Here is a 17472-nt window from a genome sequence, read left to right on the forward strand (position 1 = left end):
CCACTGTTTTTTCTTTCATAAGATCTCGATACTTCTGGATGAGGATTGGGGTGTCAAGTTTCGGGTGTCAGGGTGTTTAGGGAATGGGGGGGAACGAGAGAACGCTCGTTCCGCAAAGCGGTACGGAGTTAGTTAGGGGCGAATGGCCATTCGCCCGTACAGAGTTAGAAATTATTAATTATCAACTATTTACCTTTGCCCTCTCGAGAGGGAATAAAGGGGGGTTTGTCCCTTGCCCTTTGCCCTTTTCAAATCCATTCATCCCAACACTATGATGAAACTTCAATGCAGACTGGCTTATCATATAAAAATGAAGAAAAAATAAAGATAGTAAAGCATGGCTAAGGCTAATCGATTATCAAAGTTAATATCATATTTAAAACCTCATTTAAAAAGTTTATATTGGGGGATCTCCGCTTTATTTGTTGTCAATGTCATTGGTGTTTATATTCCTTGGTTGATTAGGGATATTTTCGATGATTTACAAGCTAATTTTGACTTTAATCGTCTTGTTAGTTATGTGGTCATTTTGTTTGTTTTAGCCTGTATAATGTGGGCGATTCGTATGGCTTCCCGTGTGCTTATTTTTGGTATTGGCAGACAGGTAGAGTTTGATTTAAAACAAAGAATTTTTGAACACCTTTTAAAATTAGAACCGGCTTACTTTAATACTAATACTTCTGGTGATTTAATTAACCGTGCTACTAGCGATGTGGACAATATTCGTCGTTTAGTTGGTTTTGCAATTTTAAGTTTAATTAATACTATTTTTGCCTATGGTTTGACTTTACCTGCCATGTTATTTATCAATGTTAAATTGAGCTTAATGACATTGGCTATTTATCCTTTAATGTTAGTTACGGTACAGTTATTTAGTGATAAGTTAAGGATTGATCAAGCTGAGGTACAAGAGAAATTATCGGATATTAGTGAGTTAATTCAGGAAGATATGAGCGGTATTTCTCTGATTAAAATTTATGCTCAAGAAGATAATGAAAGAAGGGCTTTTTCTCACAAAAATCAACGCCTGCTTAAGGCTAATTTAAGTTTAGCAAGAACTCGCAATTTACTGTTTCCTATTATTGGTGGTATTGCCAATATTAGTTTATTAGTTTTACTGTGGTTTGGCACTTCTGATATTGAAAAGGGTTTAATTACTGTTGGGGATTTTATTGCTTTAATTATTTATGTAGAAAGATTAGTTTTTCCTACTGCTTTACTTGGTTTTACTATTACTACTTATCAACGGGGTGAGGTTAGTATTGATAGGGTTGAAGCAATTATGGAAGTTGAACCCAAAATTAAAAATGATGTTGATAATGTAAATTTGCCTATAGAAAATATCAAGGGAAATATCAAAGCTGTTAATTTAACTTATACTTATCCTAATGCTTTTCAACCTGCTTTAAATAGTTTGAATTTTCAAATTAATGCTGGTGAAACAGTGGCAATTGTAGGTTTAATTGGTTCGGGAAAATCTACTTTAGCTAATGCTATTCCTCGTTTAATTGATATTTCTCAAGGGCAGTTATTTTTGGATGGTATCGATATTACCTCCATTAATTTAACAGATTTGAGAGCTGCGATCGCATATGTGCCTCAAGATAGCTTCTTATTTTCCACTACTATTAAAAATAATATCGCTTATAGTGATCCTGTGGGTGAAATAACAGAGGTAGAATATGCGGCAAAACAAGCCCAAATTCACCCTGAAATTGTCAATTTTCCGCAAAAATATGATACTTTGGTGGGAGAAAGAGGAATTGCTTTATCTGGTGGGCAAAGACAACGAAGCTCATTAGCTAGGGCTTTATACACAGATGCTCCCATTCTGATTTTAGATGATGCTCTGTCTAGTGTCGATAATAAGACGGCCACGCAAATTTTAGAAAATCTTAAGCGGGAGAAGAATAAAACTGTTATTTTTATTACCCATCAAATGTCGGCGGCTCAAAATGCCGATCGCATCTTAGTTATGGAAGATGGTAATATTGTACAAATGGGTAGCCATGAGCAACTTTTGTCTCAAGAGGGTTTATATAAATCTCTGTGGCAAAAACATCAACTAGAAGAAATCTTGGCTTAATCTTAATCAATTGTGACCTTATTTCAATTATTTTTTTTAGTCTTTATTTTTCTTGTCACAAGCATTATTGGGGTGGTGACGGGTAGTAATTCCCTCATTACCGTGCCTGTAATGTTAGAGTTTGGAATTTCTCCGACTGATGCGATCGCAACCAATATGTTTGCACTAATTTTTATGAGTATCGGGGGGACAATACCTTTTTTGAAGGGAGATATTCTTAAACAAAGGCAAGATATACCCTTACTCTCAATTTTGACGGTTATTGGTTCAATTTTAGGGGCTTTATTAGTATTAATAATTCCTGCTGAAACAATGCCTTTGCTGATTTCTGTCTTTATGATAGCCGTGTTAATTTTTTCTATAATTAACAAAAATAAAGGAGTAGAAAAACAGGAAAAATCTTCACCTTTAATGGAAAAAATAGGCTATTTTCTTACTTTCTTATTGGGAGTTTATGGTGGTTTTTTTAGTGGAGGTTACGTAACTACCTTAACCGCTACTTTTATTGGCTGTTTAAACATGACATTTGTGGAGGCAGTGGCAATTACAAAGGTTTTAAATATTTTTTCTTCTCTTATTGCTACGGCTATTTTTATGAGTCAAGGATTAGTTGATTATCAGCTAGGTATTATTTTAGGAATAACTATGTTTTTTGGAGCTATTTTAGGGGCAAAATGGGCTTTAAAAATGAGTAATTTATGGTTAAAAAGAATCTTTATGATTACGGTAATTATTTTAGCTATCAGAAATATAATTGGTTGGTTTTAAATTAATCTCGGTTAAGGGTAGGTGTCAGGTTTCAGGTTGCAGGTGGTAGGGATTGAATATATTCAACCCTTACGGTGTTTAAGGGATGAGGTGATGAGGGGAGAGGGGGAAGTAGGGGTGAATGGCCATTCGCCCCTACAAGAGTTTTTAATTATTTACTATTCACTATTTGCCCTTGCCCTTTTCGCCATCACTCATAGATGAAAATTTATCCCTAACTCAGGTTATTTATGTTTTGGTAACACTCGATGAGGAATACCATGAGCAATTAAATCCACCGGGCATTGATAAGTTGCTTGAATCATTTCTGGGGTAATAAGTTTATCTTGGTGATAGTGTAGGCGACGATTTAAACAAGCAATGGTTTTTACATAGCTAGAAATTGCCGCTAAATCATGGGATATTAGTAATATGGTCATATATTCGTTTAATTCTCTTAGTAACTCATAAATATTGTTTTGTACTCTTGAGTCAACGTTAGCGGTAGGTTCATCTAATAGTAAAATACTCGGTTTAGTGGCTAAAGCACGGGCTATATATACTCTCTGTCTCTCTCCTCCTGATAATTCCCCTATGGGGCGCGATCGCAATTTTGCCATTCCTACCTGCTGAAGGCAATGGTTAACAATTTCTTCATCTTGGTGATTGTAGGGTTTAAAGAGATGTTTTGTCGATAGTCTGCCCATTCTTACTACATCTTCCACAAAAATAGGAAAGGTGCGATCGAACTCTAAGGCTTGAGGAACATAACCAATATATTTTCTACCTTTATTTAGAGGGTAATTCATGATAGAAATTTCCCCTTGTTGGGGTTTGATTAATCCTAATAAAGTTTTTAATAAAGTAGTTTTTCCGCCACCATTAGGACCAATTACGCCAATAAAATCTTTTTCTTTTACCTCTAAATTAATATTTTCTAATACTAGATTTTTACCATAACTAACATGAATATTTTTTAATTTGATGACACATTCATTGAGCATATATTTATGAGTCGAAAATCAGATATAAATGACCACTTTTATTTTTTCAAATCTAATTTATTCTTGACAAAATTACTCATCACTAATTAGTATTATTTGTCATAGCTTTTGCTAATTTGTCCGCAGTAGATAACATATTTTCAGACCAATTTTGAGCCAAATCATCTAATAAAACTATTTCTGCCCCAATTTCTTTAGCAAATATTTCCATAGTTTTATTATTAAATTGAGGTTGAGCAAATACCGTGTTAATTTTTTCTGCTTTTGCTTGTTTGATTAAATTACTTAACTCCTGAGAAGTGACTTCTTGTCCTTCAAATTCTAGTGGTATTTGTTGTAAGTTATATTCTTGAGCAAAATATCCCCATGCTGGATGATAAATGAAAAATTTTCTATTATTAATTGGTGCTAATTTTTCTTTTATTTGTTGGTCTATATTATCGATTTCTGTTAGAAATTTAGTTAAATTTTCTTGATATATTTGCTGATTTTCTGGATTTATTTTGACTAAACCTTGATAAATATTCTCCGCCTGAATTTTAGCTAATTTTGGAGATAACCAAATATGGGGATCTGGACTACTCGTTTCTGATGTATAATTACTTTCATTATGTTCAATATCTTCATTGTGTTCATCTTCATGATTATGATTATCATTTTCATGATTGTGATCATGATCGTGACCTACTAAAGGTATTTTATTAATGCCTTCTCCAGAATTAATCATGACAATTTGAGGGTTAGCTGTTGTGATTTTATTCAACCATACTTCTTCAAAAGGGACACCAATAGCAACATAAGCACTGGATTCGGCTAAACTGGTTAACTGTTGGGGTTGTGGCTCATAGGTATGAGGTTCTAATCTAGGTCCTATCATCACATTAACATTGACTAACTCGCCGCCAATTTTTTCAACAAAGTATTTCTGAGGAGGAATTGTAACGGTTATATTTAATTTTTCTTGACGATTTTCTGTTTGATTCTGATTTATTTCTGTTGTGTTTTCCTGTGTAGATCTTGATATTTTTTCTTGGTTACAAGCAACTAAATTAAAAATCGTTAAAATTAAGAATAATTTTAGTATTGGGTAACTAATTCGTTTCATAGTTTTCTGAATCAACCACAATAGAAGATTATATCTAAATTTATTGGCTTTGTTTTGTTAGTCTGTTCACATGAGCGTTTATTCAGTTTTTACTCTTGGTAAATGAGAACGTTTTGTCAGATTTTATAGATATTTATAGATATATATTAATTGATAATAAATCATTGAAAAAAAATATTATTTAATGTTAATAATTATTCAACAATAAGGTTAAATATTTATTTTTTATCAAAAATGTTACAATAAAAATACAAGATAATTTTGTCCGATAAAACATATTTAATTCAACCTAAAACCTGCCACCTGAAACCTGACACCTTTTTTTGAGATAATTTATCATGTCCCAATTAAGAGAGTCATTTTTACTGAGAATAAATGAATAAAAATCAAAACTACAATTCAGAAACAGAGTTTTTTAAAAATTATGACCCTAGTAAATTCTATCGCCCTTCTACTTCTGTCGATACGGTCATCTTCACGGTTTTTGACTTGGCATTACAGGTTTTATTAGTAAAGCGAGGAGAATATCCTTTCAAAAATCAATGGACATTAGTAGGAGGGTTTATCGATTTAGAAAATGACCAAACTTTAGAAGATACCGCCAAAAGAAAATTAGAGGAGAAAACAGGAGTAAAAACGCCCTATTTAGAGCAATGTTTTACTATTGGCAATAAAATACGAGATCCTAGGGGATGGTCTGTCACAACGGTTTATTTTGCTTTATTACCCTCAGAAAATATCCAATTAAAGACAAATTCCGACGATATAACCTCATCCTCAGTTAGTGCAGTTAAATGGTCTCCCATAAAAAATAACAAAATTAAAGAATCCCTAGCATTTGATCATAATTATATTCTGGAAAAAGCGATCGAACGTTTACGAAATAAAGTATTATATACTTCCCTACCAGCCTATTTAATGCCAGAAAAATTTACCCTTAGAGATTTACAAACTGTATATGAAATCATACTCGATCGCACTTTAGAAAGCAAATCCTTTCGTCGTCGCATTGAAAGAGCGAATATTCTTGAACCGACAGGGGAAACCCGTCAAGATGTTAAACGCCCTGCCCAACTATACCGTTTAAAAGAAAATATTGATACCTACTTTTTTTTAAGAAATATAGAGGGGGCAACTTAAATCTAGCAAAAATACTAATTGATTATTCAGGACATAAAGGACCTGGACAAAGAGGAATAACTTGATTATTATTAGTATTATTTTCGCATTGATCTAATAAATTTAAAGCATCTTTTTTCCATTTACTGCTTTCAGGAATAGGCATTAATTTTTCCTCTATTAAAGACAATTCACTATTAGTTTGACAAAGAATTTTAGCCTCTAAAAAAAGTTGTTCAGACCAATCATCAATAAATTGTCTTGCCCTCTCATAATCAGAAGAATCACGATTAATTTGTATCGCTATATTAATCGCCTCAGCAAAATTACCATCTACTGCTTGAATTTCCGCTAAACCCAACCAACATTTACCTAAAAATTCATCTGTTAAACTATTAGCAATAGGTAAAGATTGTACTGTATTTGAATTAATTAATGCAATACACTCATCAAAATTTTCTTGCTCATAATAGCTCTGAATTTCTGTAATTAAACTCTCTACCTTTTTTTGATATAAATAGCTTTTTAGCCAAGAAAAAGAGAAAATTATTAAAATGCAAATAATAAAACTAATTAAAATTCCTCTAGGAGTCTTAATTTGACGAATTAAATTGAATTTATGCTCAGAATAAGGTAGCAAAGATGATGAGTTACTGACAGTATTATCATTGCTAATTTCTCTTTGATTTTGACTGTCGATTCTGGCGGAAAAAGATTTGCTTTCTTCGGATAAATATTCTTCTGCTAAAGGTAATAAAGATTTAATATCATCTTCAGCATTAATTAACTCAGTATCATTAACTATAATTTCCTTTTCTTTTTGATTAGAATTATTTGAATCCACATATTCTGTGGGATTAAGATAACTTGAGTTACTATAATTTTCTTCCTGACTAAATTCCTCTTTCTCCGTTGGAATTATAATTTCAGTGGGGGTATAATGAGCAATATTTTCTGTTGAATAATCAAGAGATTTTTCTGAAACACGTTGAGGGAAAAACTTAGCTATATCCGCCATAACTTCTTGACAGTTGTTATATCGATTTTGTGTTTGATAAGCAATCATTTTATCGATAATTTGAATAAAATTTGCTGTCAATTTCTCTCCCTCACTCCAAATTATTTTGCCTGTATCATCTTCCTCTAAACTAAGAATATTTTTTCCCGTAACTAGGCTAATGATTACCATACCTAAAGCATAAATATCACTACTAATTTTAATTTTGCCTCTAATTTGTTCAGGAGCGATATATAATTTATCTTCAAGGGTTACTGTTTCCATCAAAGACGATTTTAAATTGCTTAATTTACCATAACTATTAATAAATATTTGTTGATTATTGATGGTCAAATTTTGTGGTTTAATTATTTGATGAACTAAGTTTTCACGATGAATTAAATCTAAACTCTCTAATAAATAGTAAAGATAATTAACAGCTTCTAATTCTGTCCATAATTGTCGGCTATTGAGAATGTTTTGAAGATTGTTGCCCCCAAATTTTTCATAAATAATAACTATTGCTTTTTTCTCATCAAATACATCAACAAGAGAAGGAAATCTTTGATTATTCTCAGATTGTTTGGCGATATTTTTAATTAATTCTATTTTCTCTCTTATATGATTTATTTCCTCTGGGGTAATCAATGACAAATCCAATGACTGAAGTAGATATTTTTGATTATTTACAATATTTTTAACTAAATAAATCTTTTCCTCATTGAAATTCTCAAGAGTTTGAATCATTTGGTATTTACTATGAATAATTATCTTATCTTTCATCGTGATAAATTATGAGGAATTAGTTATAATAAGCTAGTTTGGCATTTAGGTTGTCTCGTTAAGACAGGGAATGGGCAAGGGTAAATAGTTTATAGTGAATAGTGAATAAATTTCAGTTAAAAATTGAGAGTTAAGAGTTAATTTCCTCCTCTCACCCTCTCCCCTCATCTCCCTAATACCCCGAAACCTGCAACCTGTAACCTGTAACCTGCCCTTATCGGATATTCTTAAGCAGAATTGAGTTTATATTAGTTAGCAACTTTTTAATCAGCACCAAACCATTGTTGATAAATACGCTCATAAGTGCCATCTTCTTTTAGTTTAAGAATAGCTTGATTAATGGATTCTCGGTAAGGGCTATTAGATTTTAAAGCAATTCCATAGCTTTGTCTCTCAAAAACTGAGCCAACAATTTTCACTTTCCCTGCACCATCACTGCGAGAATAGTAACGTAAAACAGGTGCATCATAGACAATTGCTTTTATCTTACCATCATCAAGGGCAAGGAAAGCGTCCTCAATAGAATCAAATAAGACAACATAGCTTTTGGTTGAAGCCAAAAATTCTGCGGCGGTGCTACCTTTCACCGTGCCAACGGATTTGTTATATAAATCTTGAATGGTAGTAATGTTATTATCAAGTCTCTGCACTGTTAAAATTGAGCTTACTGAGGCAGTAAAATAGGAAATTAACAACACGCCTGTAAACATCCAGATTGTCGCTATAATTCTCCCCGCTTTTCCCGTTGGGGTTTTATCTCCATAGCCCACTGTCACAACGGTAACAACTGCCCACCAAAAAGCCTCCCAAATACCATCTTTATAATTTTCAGGAAACATCTGTGGATTATTTTTCCTCTCTAACCACCAAATTAAATGAGATGCGATCGCAATTACAACAACAATTATAGCAACAGTACTCCAAAGAATGGGAGAAAAAATAAAAGCAAAGAAAAACTGCCAAGGATAAACCGTTTCCATAGGCACAAGAATTTGTAAACCAGATTCAAAAAAAGAGTGAGAAAAGTCAATATCTTTTTCCCTTGCCCAAGTAATAGTAATCCCTGCTACTCCCACATCTGTATAACCGTCAGTCACAGAATTAAGCAAATCGGAAATAGTTTTTTCCCCATAAATATTGAAATCGACATCCAACTCATTAGCGATTTCCTTCCACAAATCAATACTGAAACCGACAAACTGCCCATTTTCTTCGAAAGCAAAAGGAGGAAAAGACTTTGTTGCAACCCTTAGCCTTTCTCTCTTACTGTTAGCTATTATCTGCGACTCACTACTATTTATCTCCCTCACAAGACTATTTTGCCCAACCACCTTGTTTGTTAACCCTTTTGCTTCTCCAGCCTCTATAAAAAGAAGGAAAAATAACACTAACTTAAGAAAAATTTGCTCAAGAAATTTAGGAGAAAAAAACATAACAGAGAAAAAACTTAACAAAAAGTAAAATAATCAAAAAAAGTGCAATAAAAATTAATATAAATCTTAAATTTTTCTGTGGTTTAATACGACAACTGAAAAAAAAATTAAAATATTACTGTATCAATAAATTATAACGATTAACCAACCTAGAATTAATATATTTATTTCAAGAGTAAAGACAACTATAAGTGGAGAAAAATTCTTGAAACAGTAGAGTTATGACCTTATTAATTGTAACTGTTATTAACCAAAAATAAAAACAATATTAATTAAAACTACCTTCTGATGGAGGAAAAATAATGGCGACAGAAGAAATTAATGCCCTGATTGAGCAAGTAGATGAAAGGGCGCAGGCTTTAATTTTAGAAGGGGAAAAATCTTTTACTCAAGTAGAAGAAATAGTTACAAAAGCTACAGAAATTGCGGAAAATTTATCTCAAGCAGGAGAAGAAGCCCAAGCTAAATGGGAAGCAATGATTAGTGAGTTAGAAGAAGCTGAAAATACCCTTGAAACGGAATTAGAAAATACCAAAGGAATTATGGGAGAATTTGACGGAAAAACCAATGAGGTTAATCAACAAATTACTCAACTAATGACAGATTTTCAAACCCGTTTACAAGATTTACTAGCCCGTAAACAGGAAATCACCGAGGAAATAGACTCTCAAACTGAAGAGAATAAGTCAGGATTTGAGCAATATTCCCAAAATATACAACAAACTGAGGAGCAAATGGGAAGCTATCAAGAAACGGTAAAAGGAAATATTGAAGAATTTAATGGTGCAGTAGATACCGCTACGGAAAGTTTCCAAACTCAAAAAGAAAATATCCTACAACAATTTAGCGATTTAGCTGAAGAGTTAAGCAATAAACTTGAGAGCTTACAATCTGAATTTGAAGATGTTGCAGAGCAAAGTAAATCAGGGGCAGAAAATCTGACTCAAAATTTAGAATCTCAAGCAGGAGACTTAATCAGTAATCTAACCTCTAAATTCACAGAAGAATTAATGGGAGATTTAACAGAATCTGCAGGAGGTTTAACGGATGCTTTAGGTTTTCTCAAAGACGCAGGAGAAGAATCGGGAGAATTACTCGATGGCGGTATCGGTGACATAGTTGATAAGGTTGACGAAGTTACTGATTTGATTGAGGATATTAAACCCGTTTTAGATGCGATTCAAACGGTTTTGGCTTAGTAATCTCAATTTATTTTATTTGGTGAAGACAAGCAAAAGTTTTATTTATCTTCAAACATGAATAGATAATTTAAGTTAAATAAATTTTGGCTTATCAAGTATTAACAAATTAGCACACAAAAGGGGAAAATCATGGCAGATGCACAAGTAATGGAGCAGAATATTGATGAGTCGGTGGAGAAGCTAGAAGAATTACTCACCGCCCTCGATTTAGCAAATAATCAGATGACGGAGTTTACTCAGCAATTAGAAGAAACTAATCAATCCTTAGATAATTGTTTAGAAGAAGTTACTAATAGTTTAGAAACAGCTAGTAGTGAGTTTGAAAACTCTAAGAAGGAATTCACCGAAGACTCCGAAGCAATGATAACGGAGTTAACTGGCTTACAAGCCGCCTTAACTCAACTTCAGGCAAAACTTGAGGAAATTAGTCAATCGGTGGAGGAAAAAGAAACAGAGGTAGAAACCGAAATTGATAATCAACAAGGAGAGTTAGACAACTTTTTTGCACAATTAAGCCAAACTTTTGCTGATTTAGCTGAGGGTATTAGTAATCTTGAAGATTCCCTTGCTAACAGTAATAGCGAAGCTGAGGAGTTTTTTAACAGTTTCAGTGACAACACCAGTAATTTACAAGGTGATTTAGAAAGCACTCAAGAAGAAACAGAGGCTAAATTTGAGGAAACCGCGACTAATATTGGAGAAACTAATAAAGGAGAAATGGATTCTCTTTTAACTGATTTTAGTGGAAATCTTATGGGTGAGCAATTGAGTGAGTTAACCAGTCAACTGGAAAATTTAACTAGCAGTTTTGATGACTTACTCTCCTCCTTTGAAGATGAAAACATGAATTTAGCGGATGAGTTAAAAGAAAGACTCAACGAAATCATGACAAATTCTAGTGAATATGCGGGGCAAACCACTAAAGATGAATTAACACAAACTTTTGAACAAGCTATGGAAGATGCGGTGTCGTCTCTTGCTAGTGAAATGGTTGAACAAATTTCTATGACTACCGTTGGCACTTCCGTTACCGCTAGTATAAGCCCTATCTTACCACAAATTGCGGCGGCGAAAATTGCGATCGGAGCTATTAATGCCGTGCTTGACGCTTTTTCTCTTTAGGCTAGTTTTCCGTTTAAGTTTACTAATTAGGGTAGGGAAAAGTTTTAACTATTTTTACTAATTTTACTAAAATCCAATACCAACACAAAATATATTATGAGTGAATTAAGTGACAGTCTCAATCTACTATCTCAACTAATTATGGAATTTCCTGAGCGTTTAGAAAATCTAATTACTCTAGCGCAAGAGGTGGAAGCCGAAGCTAACGAATTAGTTGCCAATGTGCAGGAAAAACAGGCACAGGTAGCGGAAACATTAGGAGAAGTGCAAGGTGCATTAACCCAAATGCAACAGGAAATTGCAGACAATCAAACGGAAACAGAAACCGCCGTTAATGAGTTTGAGAGTAGTGCTACGGAGTTGGGTAACTTTATGACACAGGCTCAAGAGGAGATGGTGCAAGAGTTACAAACAGCTATGGAAAAAATGAATCAGTTGAAAACTAATCTTGAGGAGGGAAAAGCATCTACAGAGGCAACAGAAGAAACGGCACAAAACGCTATGAAAGAGTCTCAAACAGCTTTACAAGCTAGTCAGGAGCAGTTGAGAAGTGCTTTTGAATCTAGTTTGTCAGCAATGGAGGCATTGAGAGAAAAACTAGAAGATGTTAGTAGTCGTATGGATGAAGAAATGCAGAATTTTTCTGAGCAAGTAAATCAAGGGCAAGAAACCGTTAGTGGTGAAATTCAGACAATGGCGGATGAGTTTACTTCTATTGGTGAGAATTTTACCAGTGTTTTAAGTTCCACATCTGAGGCGATATCTGGGGGTGTCAGTGGCTTGATGGATAAGGCTCAAAGTGAGATAGAGGCTCAATTACAAGAATTGATTGCTTCTGCGGTAAGTAAGGTGACAGACTCTGTGGAAGATATGGTGCAAAAAGTCACTGATGCTGAAAGTGAATCTTCTGGTATTCGAGAGGTTGTAGCTGGTTTAATTGACGATTTAGACGCATTTAAAGAGCCCGTTGAGGCAGGAATTGATGGGGTTAAATCTGCGGCGGAAAAATTTGGCATTGATTTCGGATGATTTGAAATAAATTTTCAAAACATTTACGATTTTCCCCTTGAAACAAGCATCTTGCCTGTGTTTTTACCAGATTTCTATTAGACATCGATAAGAATAGTCAAAATAAGGGCTTTAGCCTTTACTACAAATCATTGATAAAAGTCAATTATTAACAAATTAAGGAGTAAAAATTATGGCGGTAGATTTAGAACAAAGTATAGCCGAAACTGTAACTCAGTTACAGGAATTGTTAAATCGTGCGGATGAAGCTGAAGAAAACTTAAATCAGGCAAGGGAAAGGTTAGCGGAAGTTAGTCAGCAATTTGATAGTAATTGGGATGAATTATCAACTCGTGCAGATGGTTTACTTGAGCGCATTTCTAATGCTAGAGATGAGTTAAATGGGGAAACAGAAAATTTAAGACAGGGAATCAGTGATTTACAAACGAATCTACAGTCTGCACAGGATGAAGCCAATCAGATGGTTGAAGATACTAAAACTGAGATAACGGCTTTAGGGGAAGATAGTGATACTAAGTCTTCTGAGTTTGAGGAGGTATTTAATTCGGTTAAAGAGGCATTAGAAACTTTACAAACTAAGGTAGAAGAAGTGCAGCAAGATTTGGAGGAAACTGTCTCGGAGTCTCAAAGTAAGTTGGAAAATGATTTTAATTCTGCCCTCAGTAGTAATGAGGAGGAAATCGAAGTTAGAGCTGGAGAAATGGAACAAGAAATCGCTCAAGACGCTATTTCTCGTATTAATGACATGATAGGCAATTTAACAACTCAATTACAGGAAATTACTGCTAGTGTGAGAGAAAAAGCTGAGGAAGAAGCTAATAATACTCAAGAATCTGCTAATTCAGCTTTAGATGAATTTACGGGCAATGCGGAGGGTATGTTTGAGGATTTACTTTCTACGGCAGAAGATATTGAGGATGCTTTAACGACTTTGAGTGAGTTGGTGACGGATTTAGGTGGCACTGTTGACACCACTAAGGATACTCTAATGACAGCAATGGATACGACTAATATTGGCTTAAATACTGCTTTGGGAGTGTTTGAGGAGGTGCAAGAGTTATTGGGAAGATTTTAGAAAAAAGAGGAGTCAGGAGTTTTTATAACTTCAGTTTAACGATAAGAATATTTAATTGAGGTGGGTTTCAGGTTTTAGGTGGCAGGTTTTAGGTTTTAGTTAATTACTAATTTTTAATTGCCTTTGCCCTTTGTCTTTTTCTCTCGCTTCACTGTTATCTTTTATTCCTCTACTAAATAAGAATTTAAAAATGGAAAAAATAAATGATTTAATTGATGAAATGACTGAGCGTTTAGAAGTAATGGAATCTAAATTGGAGTTGTCTTCTGGTTCTTTTTCTAAGATTAATAATGGTGTTACTTCTCTGCGTCAAAGTATTATTAATCTCCAAGAAAATACTAAAAATACAACCGTAAGTTTGAGTGAAAAAATGATGAGAATACAAGAAAATTTACTGACTCAAACAGGGGTTTCTCACGCTACTTTGATAAAATTAAATGAGCAGGTTAAATTTATTGATAATATTGCTGATGATTTAATGGTAAAGATTAGATTACATTCTTCAGCTTTTCAAGACGATATTAATAACATTGAGCAAAAAACTGATACCCTTACTGATAGTTTAAAAGATAATATTAACGAGTGGCAAAGTAGAATAGAAACTTTAGATAATGATTTAAAAAACTATTTAGAAGAAACTAATAACAATTTAAATAGCCTTCAAGATATTAGTGAAAAGATGCGATCGCAATTTAGAGAACAACGAGAATATTTAACAAATAAAAGCGATAGCTTACAAAATTTATCTAAAGAAAAAATAGCAGAAATTAAAAATTTAATTCTCGAATTATTCAATAGTATTGAAGAAAATTTAGAGAAACTAAAACAAGTATGTAAAGAAGAAAATCAACAGCTCAATAGTTGGCTAAATATGAAGATTAAACAAGGAGAATTTCAAGATATTATTGAGGAAATAAAAACCTTACAAAATACATCAAAAAAAATAGAATCTTTAACGGAAGAATCGGGAGAGAAAATAGTGATTTCCCTCGAAAAAAATAATGATAGCTTAGAGGAAATGAATAATAAACTATCTACCGCACAACAGTTATATCAATCTAGTTTAGAAACAATAAAATCTATCACATAACAAAAGAAATTATGGAAATATCAGAAAAAGCAAAAAAAATAGTTGCCTCTAGTATCGGTGGTTTAGGTGTATTAGGTAGTTTAATCGGTTTCGGCTTGGAAGGAAAAGGGGAGGCAAAATCACAAGAAATTAATAATTTAGCAGGGGATTTACAGCAAAATAGTCAAAGTCTTCTCGCCTTAGCCGAAGAATTGGGAGGAAAACAGGGGAGTAACGTGCTAGAGGTAGGTGAGTATATTGGCAAGATAGCCAAAAAAATGCAACAAGGTGACTTACCAACGGAAGAAGAATTACAACAAACACAAGGAAAATTAAACCAGTTAGAGGGAGAATTAGCGAAAACGAATAATGGTGATAATAAAGATGATGTAGAAGAAAGTAGCCATGATTCTTCGGGAGAAAAAGAAAACTCTTTTGGTGACAGTGAAAAATCATCTTTAAAAGATGGTGAAGAAAAAAAGTCTCCCCACGATTCACAAGGAAAAAAAGAATCTGAAGAGAATAAATCTTCGGCGGAAGAAAAATCATCGGGTAAGATGTCAAGGGGGGCAGAAAAAGGAGATAAACAAGAAGGGATACAAGAAACAGAAGAAGAAATAGAGGTTTTACAGGAGAAAATAGCCGATATAGGTCAAAAAATGGCGGAAATAAATGAATTATTTGACAGTTTAACAGAAGAATCCCAACAGGAGGCAGAAAATTTAGAAAATTCAAGCCAACAAATAGATGATTTATTAACTAATTTGATGAATAAATTAACCACAAATGATGAGGAAATGGAAACTCAAGAAGAAGAAGCATTAAGCCAATTAGTCGATTTTGAAAAATTGTTGGGAGATATGTTAACCCAAATTCAAGAGTTAGGAGAAACTTCGCAAACACAACAACAAAATACTTTACAAGAGTTAGAGGAAAATCAAAAGTTATTAAATACTGCTTCTCAAAAGTTAGAAGATTTAATGACAAAAATTTTAGAGGAAAATATATCATTCACTGGGGGAAATAGAGAAGATGAGAATGGAAATATCACCAGTGACTTGGAAAATGTAATTAATAAAATGGATGATTCTTTTTCGCCTTTTCAGGAATTAATTATAGATATTAACAGCACATTAGAGACAATGATAGAAGATACAAATATTACTTTTACATCTTTTACTGATTCCTGCACTGATAAAACAAATAAACTAGAGACATTGTTGGAAGAATTACAGATAAATATTCAAGATAAATACCCTCAAGATATTGAAGAGAATATAGATAATTTTGAAGAAGAATTACAAAATAAATTTAGTGGTTTTAAAGATAATAATATTGATTTGCTTAATGAATTTAAACAAGATATAGATTCTGATTTAACAACCATTGAAAATTTACTAAATAATGATTATCAAGAAGTAATAGAAGAAGAGATGATAACAGTTGAAGAAAACTTAAATAGTGTTTTAGAGCAGATTAAAGATAACATTACTAATATCGACAATATTGAACCTTCATTGCAAGAAATAGAAAATATAAGTAATCAATTAATGGATACAGAAGAAATAGTGGAAAAAGTCCATGCAGAATTAGAAAGTTTTGATATTTAGTATTTAAATTAATATCTTTTATAAAATACTTATTATTTATTTTTTTTATTACTAATTAATTTTAATTTTTACTTGTACTAAATTTTTAAAAGAGGATAAATCAAAATGTTAATTAATGAAAAGTTAATTTCAAGTTTAGAATATATAAGTGAGGTAAGAAAAAATTTACCAGAAGAATTAAGTAAAATGACAGAAATTCTCAACGATATTAGAGAAAACTTAAATAATGTCATTGAAAAAAATAATAACAAACAAGAGGAAGTCGTTAGACAATTAATAGAAGTGCAAAAAAAACTATCTAATTTTCCTCAAATAATAATTACTCAACAAGGTTTATTACAGATAAAGATGGTTGCAGTATCTAATAAAATTAAACAACTGAATGAAACCATGATTAATCAGCAGAAAGAGTTAAATTCACCAATGCAAACTCTCAATGGCTATTTTGATAAATTTGAGCAACAATTAGAGAAAATGAAGACTCATCACTTACAAATTTTAGGAGAAGGAATTACTATTTTTAATGAATTATGGGAGTCTTTACAAGCTAATCATGAAAGTATTGAGATTACTTGGCAATCTACACAACAAGAAATTGAAATTTTATCGGAAAAAGTTAATTATTTAGAGGAAGTAATTGAATATAATTTAGAAAATTTTACTAACCAAATAAATGACTATCAAGAGGATATAAACAGTAATTTAGAAGATAACTTAAAGCCAAAATTAGCTAATTATTCTACAGACTTAGAAGAATTATTAGAACAGAGTATTAATAATATTGAGCAAAAAATAAGCTCTTTTAGAGAAAATAGTGAGGAGAATATAGAAAAAGCTAGATTTTTATTTAAAGATAAAATCAACAATTTTCGAGAAGAATTGACAACTTTAATTGAGTCAGATAGCGCACTAGAAAAATTAAAAGATCATGATAGTTTGTTTACAGATAATAGTAAAGAAATAGAAATATTTATAGAAAAATTGAAAAAATTGATTACAGACATAGAAGAAGTGGGAGAATCATTAGGTGTAAATTAGATTTATTATTCTATCAAGTAAAAGGTAAAAATGAAGTAAGTTAACTATATTTT

At 32.5% G+C, this 17472-nt stretch carries 14 protein-coding genes; 10 read left to right on the forward strand and 4 right to left on the reverse strand.

From position 1 onward, the window contains the following. Positions 1-337 precede the first annotated feature (337 nt). Together CYAN10605_RS06890 and CYAN10605_RS06895 are read left to right on the forward strand one after the other, a co-directional pair. Positions 338-2086, forward strand: coding sequence for an ABC transporter ATP-binding protein (locus CYAN10605_RS06890; protein WP_015219218.1), 1749 nt, complete (start codon positions 338-340; stop codon positions 2084-2086). A 12-nt stretch (positions 2087-2098) separates the two neighbouring features. After that, positions 2099-2854 carry a sulfite exporter TauE/SafE family protein gene (locus CYAN10605_RS06895; protein WP_015219219.1) on the forward strand — a complete coding sequence of 252 codons (756 nt, stop codon included), beginning with the start codon at positions 2099-2101 and terminating at the stop codon, positions 2852-2854. Between the two features lie 224 nt (positions 2855-3078). Here CYAN10605_RS06895 and CYAN10605_RS06905 read toward each other — a convergent pair whose 3' ends face one another. After that, positions 3079-3837: a metal ABC transporter ATP-binding protein gene (locus tag CYAN10605_RS06905; RefSeq protein WP_015219220.1), complete on the reverse strand. Its 759-nt coding sequence runs from the start codon at positions 3835-3837 to the stop codon at positions 3079-3081. 82 nt (positions 3838-3919) lie between these two features. Further along, positions 3920-4942 (reverse strand): metal ABC transporter solute-binding protein, Zn/Mn family, encoded by a 1023-nt coding sequence (locus CYAN10605_RS06910; RefSeq protein ID WP_015219221.1) that lies wholly within the window; start codon positions 4940-4942, stop codon positions 3920-3922. 375 nt (positions 4943-5317) lie between these two features. Between CYAN10605_RS06910 and CYAN10605_RS06915 the strand changes: the two genes are divergently transcribed. Continuing rightward, complete coding sequence (locus CYAN10605_RS06915; protein ID WP_015219222.1) at positions 5318-6082, forward strand: NUDIX hydrolase; 765 nt, start codon at positions 5318-5320, stop codon at positions 6080-6082. 22 nt (positions 6083-6104) lie between these two features. On the opposite strand, the gene CYAN10605_RS06920 is transcribed toward CYAN10605_RS06915, so the two are convergent. Continuing rightward, entirely contained in the window at positions 6105-7841 is a 1737-nt protein-coding gene (locus CYAN10605_RS06920) for a protein kinase domain-containing protein (RefSeq protein ID WP_015219223.1), read from the reverse strand. 263 nt (positions 7842-8104) lie between these two features. Beyond that, positions 8105-9274: a transporter substrate-binding domain-containing protein gene (locus CYAN10605_RS06925; protein WP_015219224.1), complete on the reverse strand. Its 1170-nt coding sequence runs from the start codon at positions 9272-9274 to the stop codon at positions 8105-8107. Positions 9275-9576: 302 nt separating this feature from the next. Here CYAN10605_RS06925 and CYAN10605_RS06930 point away from each other — a divergent pair, with 302 nt between their 5' ends. The 7 genes from CYAN10605_RS06930 to CYAN10605_RS06960 all read left to right on the forward strand — a co-directional run bounded on the left by CYAN10605_RS06930 (position 9577) and on the right by CYAN10605_RS06960 (position 17419). After that, the gene (locus CYAN10605_RS06930) at positions 9577-10473 is read left to right on the forward strand and encodes a coiled-coil domain-containing protein (protein ID WP_015219225.1); all 897 of its coding nucleotides are present in this window, start codon (positions 9577-9579) and stop codon (positions 10471-10473) included. A 132-nt stretch (positions 10474-10605) separates the two neighbouring features. Beyond that, positions 10606-11598 carry a coiled-coil domain-containing protein gene (locus tag CYAN10605_RS06935; RefSeq protein ID WP_015219226.1) on the forward strand — a complete coding sequence of 331 codons (993 nt, stop codon included), beginning with the start codon at positions 10606-10608 and terminating at the stop codon, positions 11596-11598. A gap of 96 nt (positions 11599-11694) precedes the next feature. Next, on the forward strand, positions 11695-12627 hold the full coding sequence (locus tag CYAN10605_RS06940) for a hypothetical protein (RefSeq protein ID WP_015219227.1): 933 nt from the start codon (positions 11695-11697) through the stop codon (positions 12625-12627). A gap of 172 nt (positions 12628-12799) precedes the next feature. Beyond that, the gene (locus CYAN10605_RS06945) at positions 12800-13702 is read left to right on the forward strand and encodes an apolipoprotein A1/A4/E (protein ID WP_015219228.1); all 903 of its coding nucleotides are present in this window, start codon (positions 12800-12802) and stop codon (positions 13700-13702) included. Positions 13703-13892: 190 nt separating this feature from the next. Beyond that, positions 13893-14792 (forward strand): hypothetical protein, encoded by a 900-nt coding sequence (locus CYAN10605_RS06950; protein ID WP_015219229.1) that lies wholly within the window; start codon positions 13893-13895, stop codon positions 14790-14792. 11 nt (positions 14793-14803) lie between these two features. Then, complete coding sequence (locus tag CYAN10605_RS06955) at positions 14804-16381, forward strand: coiled-coil domain-containing protein (protein WP_015219230.1); 1578 nt, start codon at positions 14804-14806, stop codon at positions 16379-16381. 105 nt (positions 16382-16486) lie between these two features. Continuing rightward, positions 16487-17419, forward strand: a complete 933-nt coding sequence (locus CYAN10605_RS06960; protein ID WP_015219231.1) for a coiled-coil domain-containing protein — start codon at positions 16487-16489, stop codon at positions 17417-17419. Positions 17420-17472: the final 53 nt, after the last annotated feature.

It is taken from the genome of Cyanobacterium aponinum PCC 10605 (genome assembly GCF_000317675.1).
Taxonomy (GTDB): domain Bacteria; phylum Cyanobacteriota; class Cyanobacteriia; order Cyanobacteriales; family Cyanobacteriaceae; genus PCC-10605.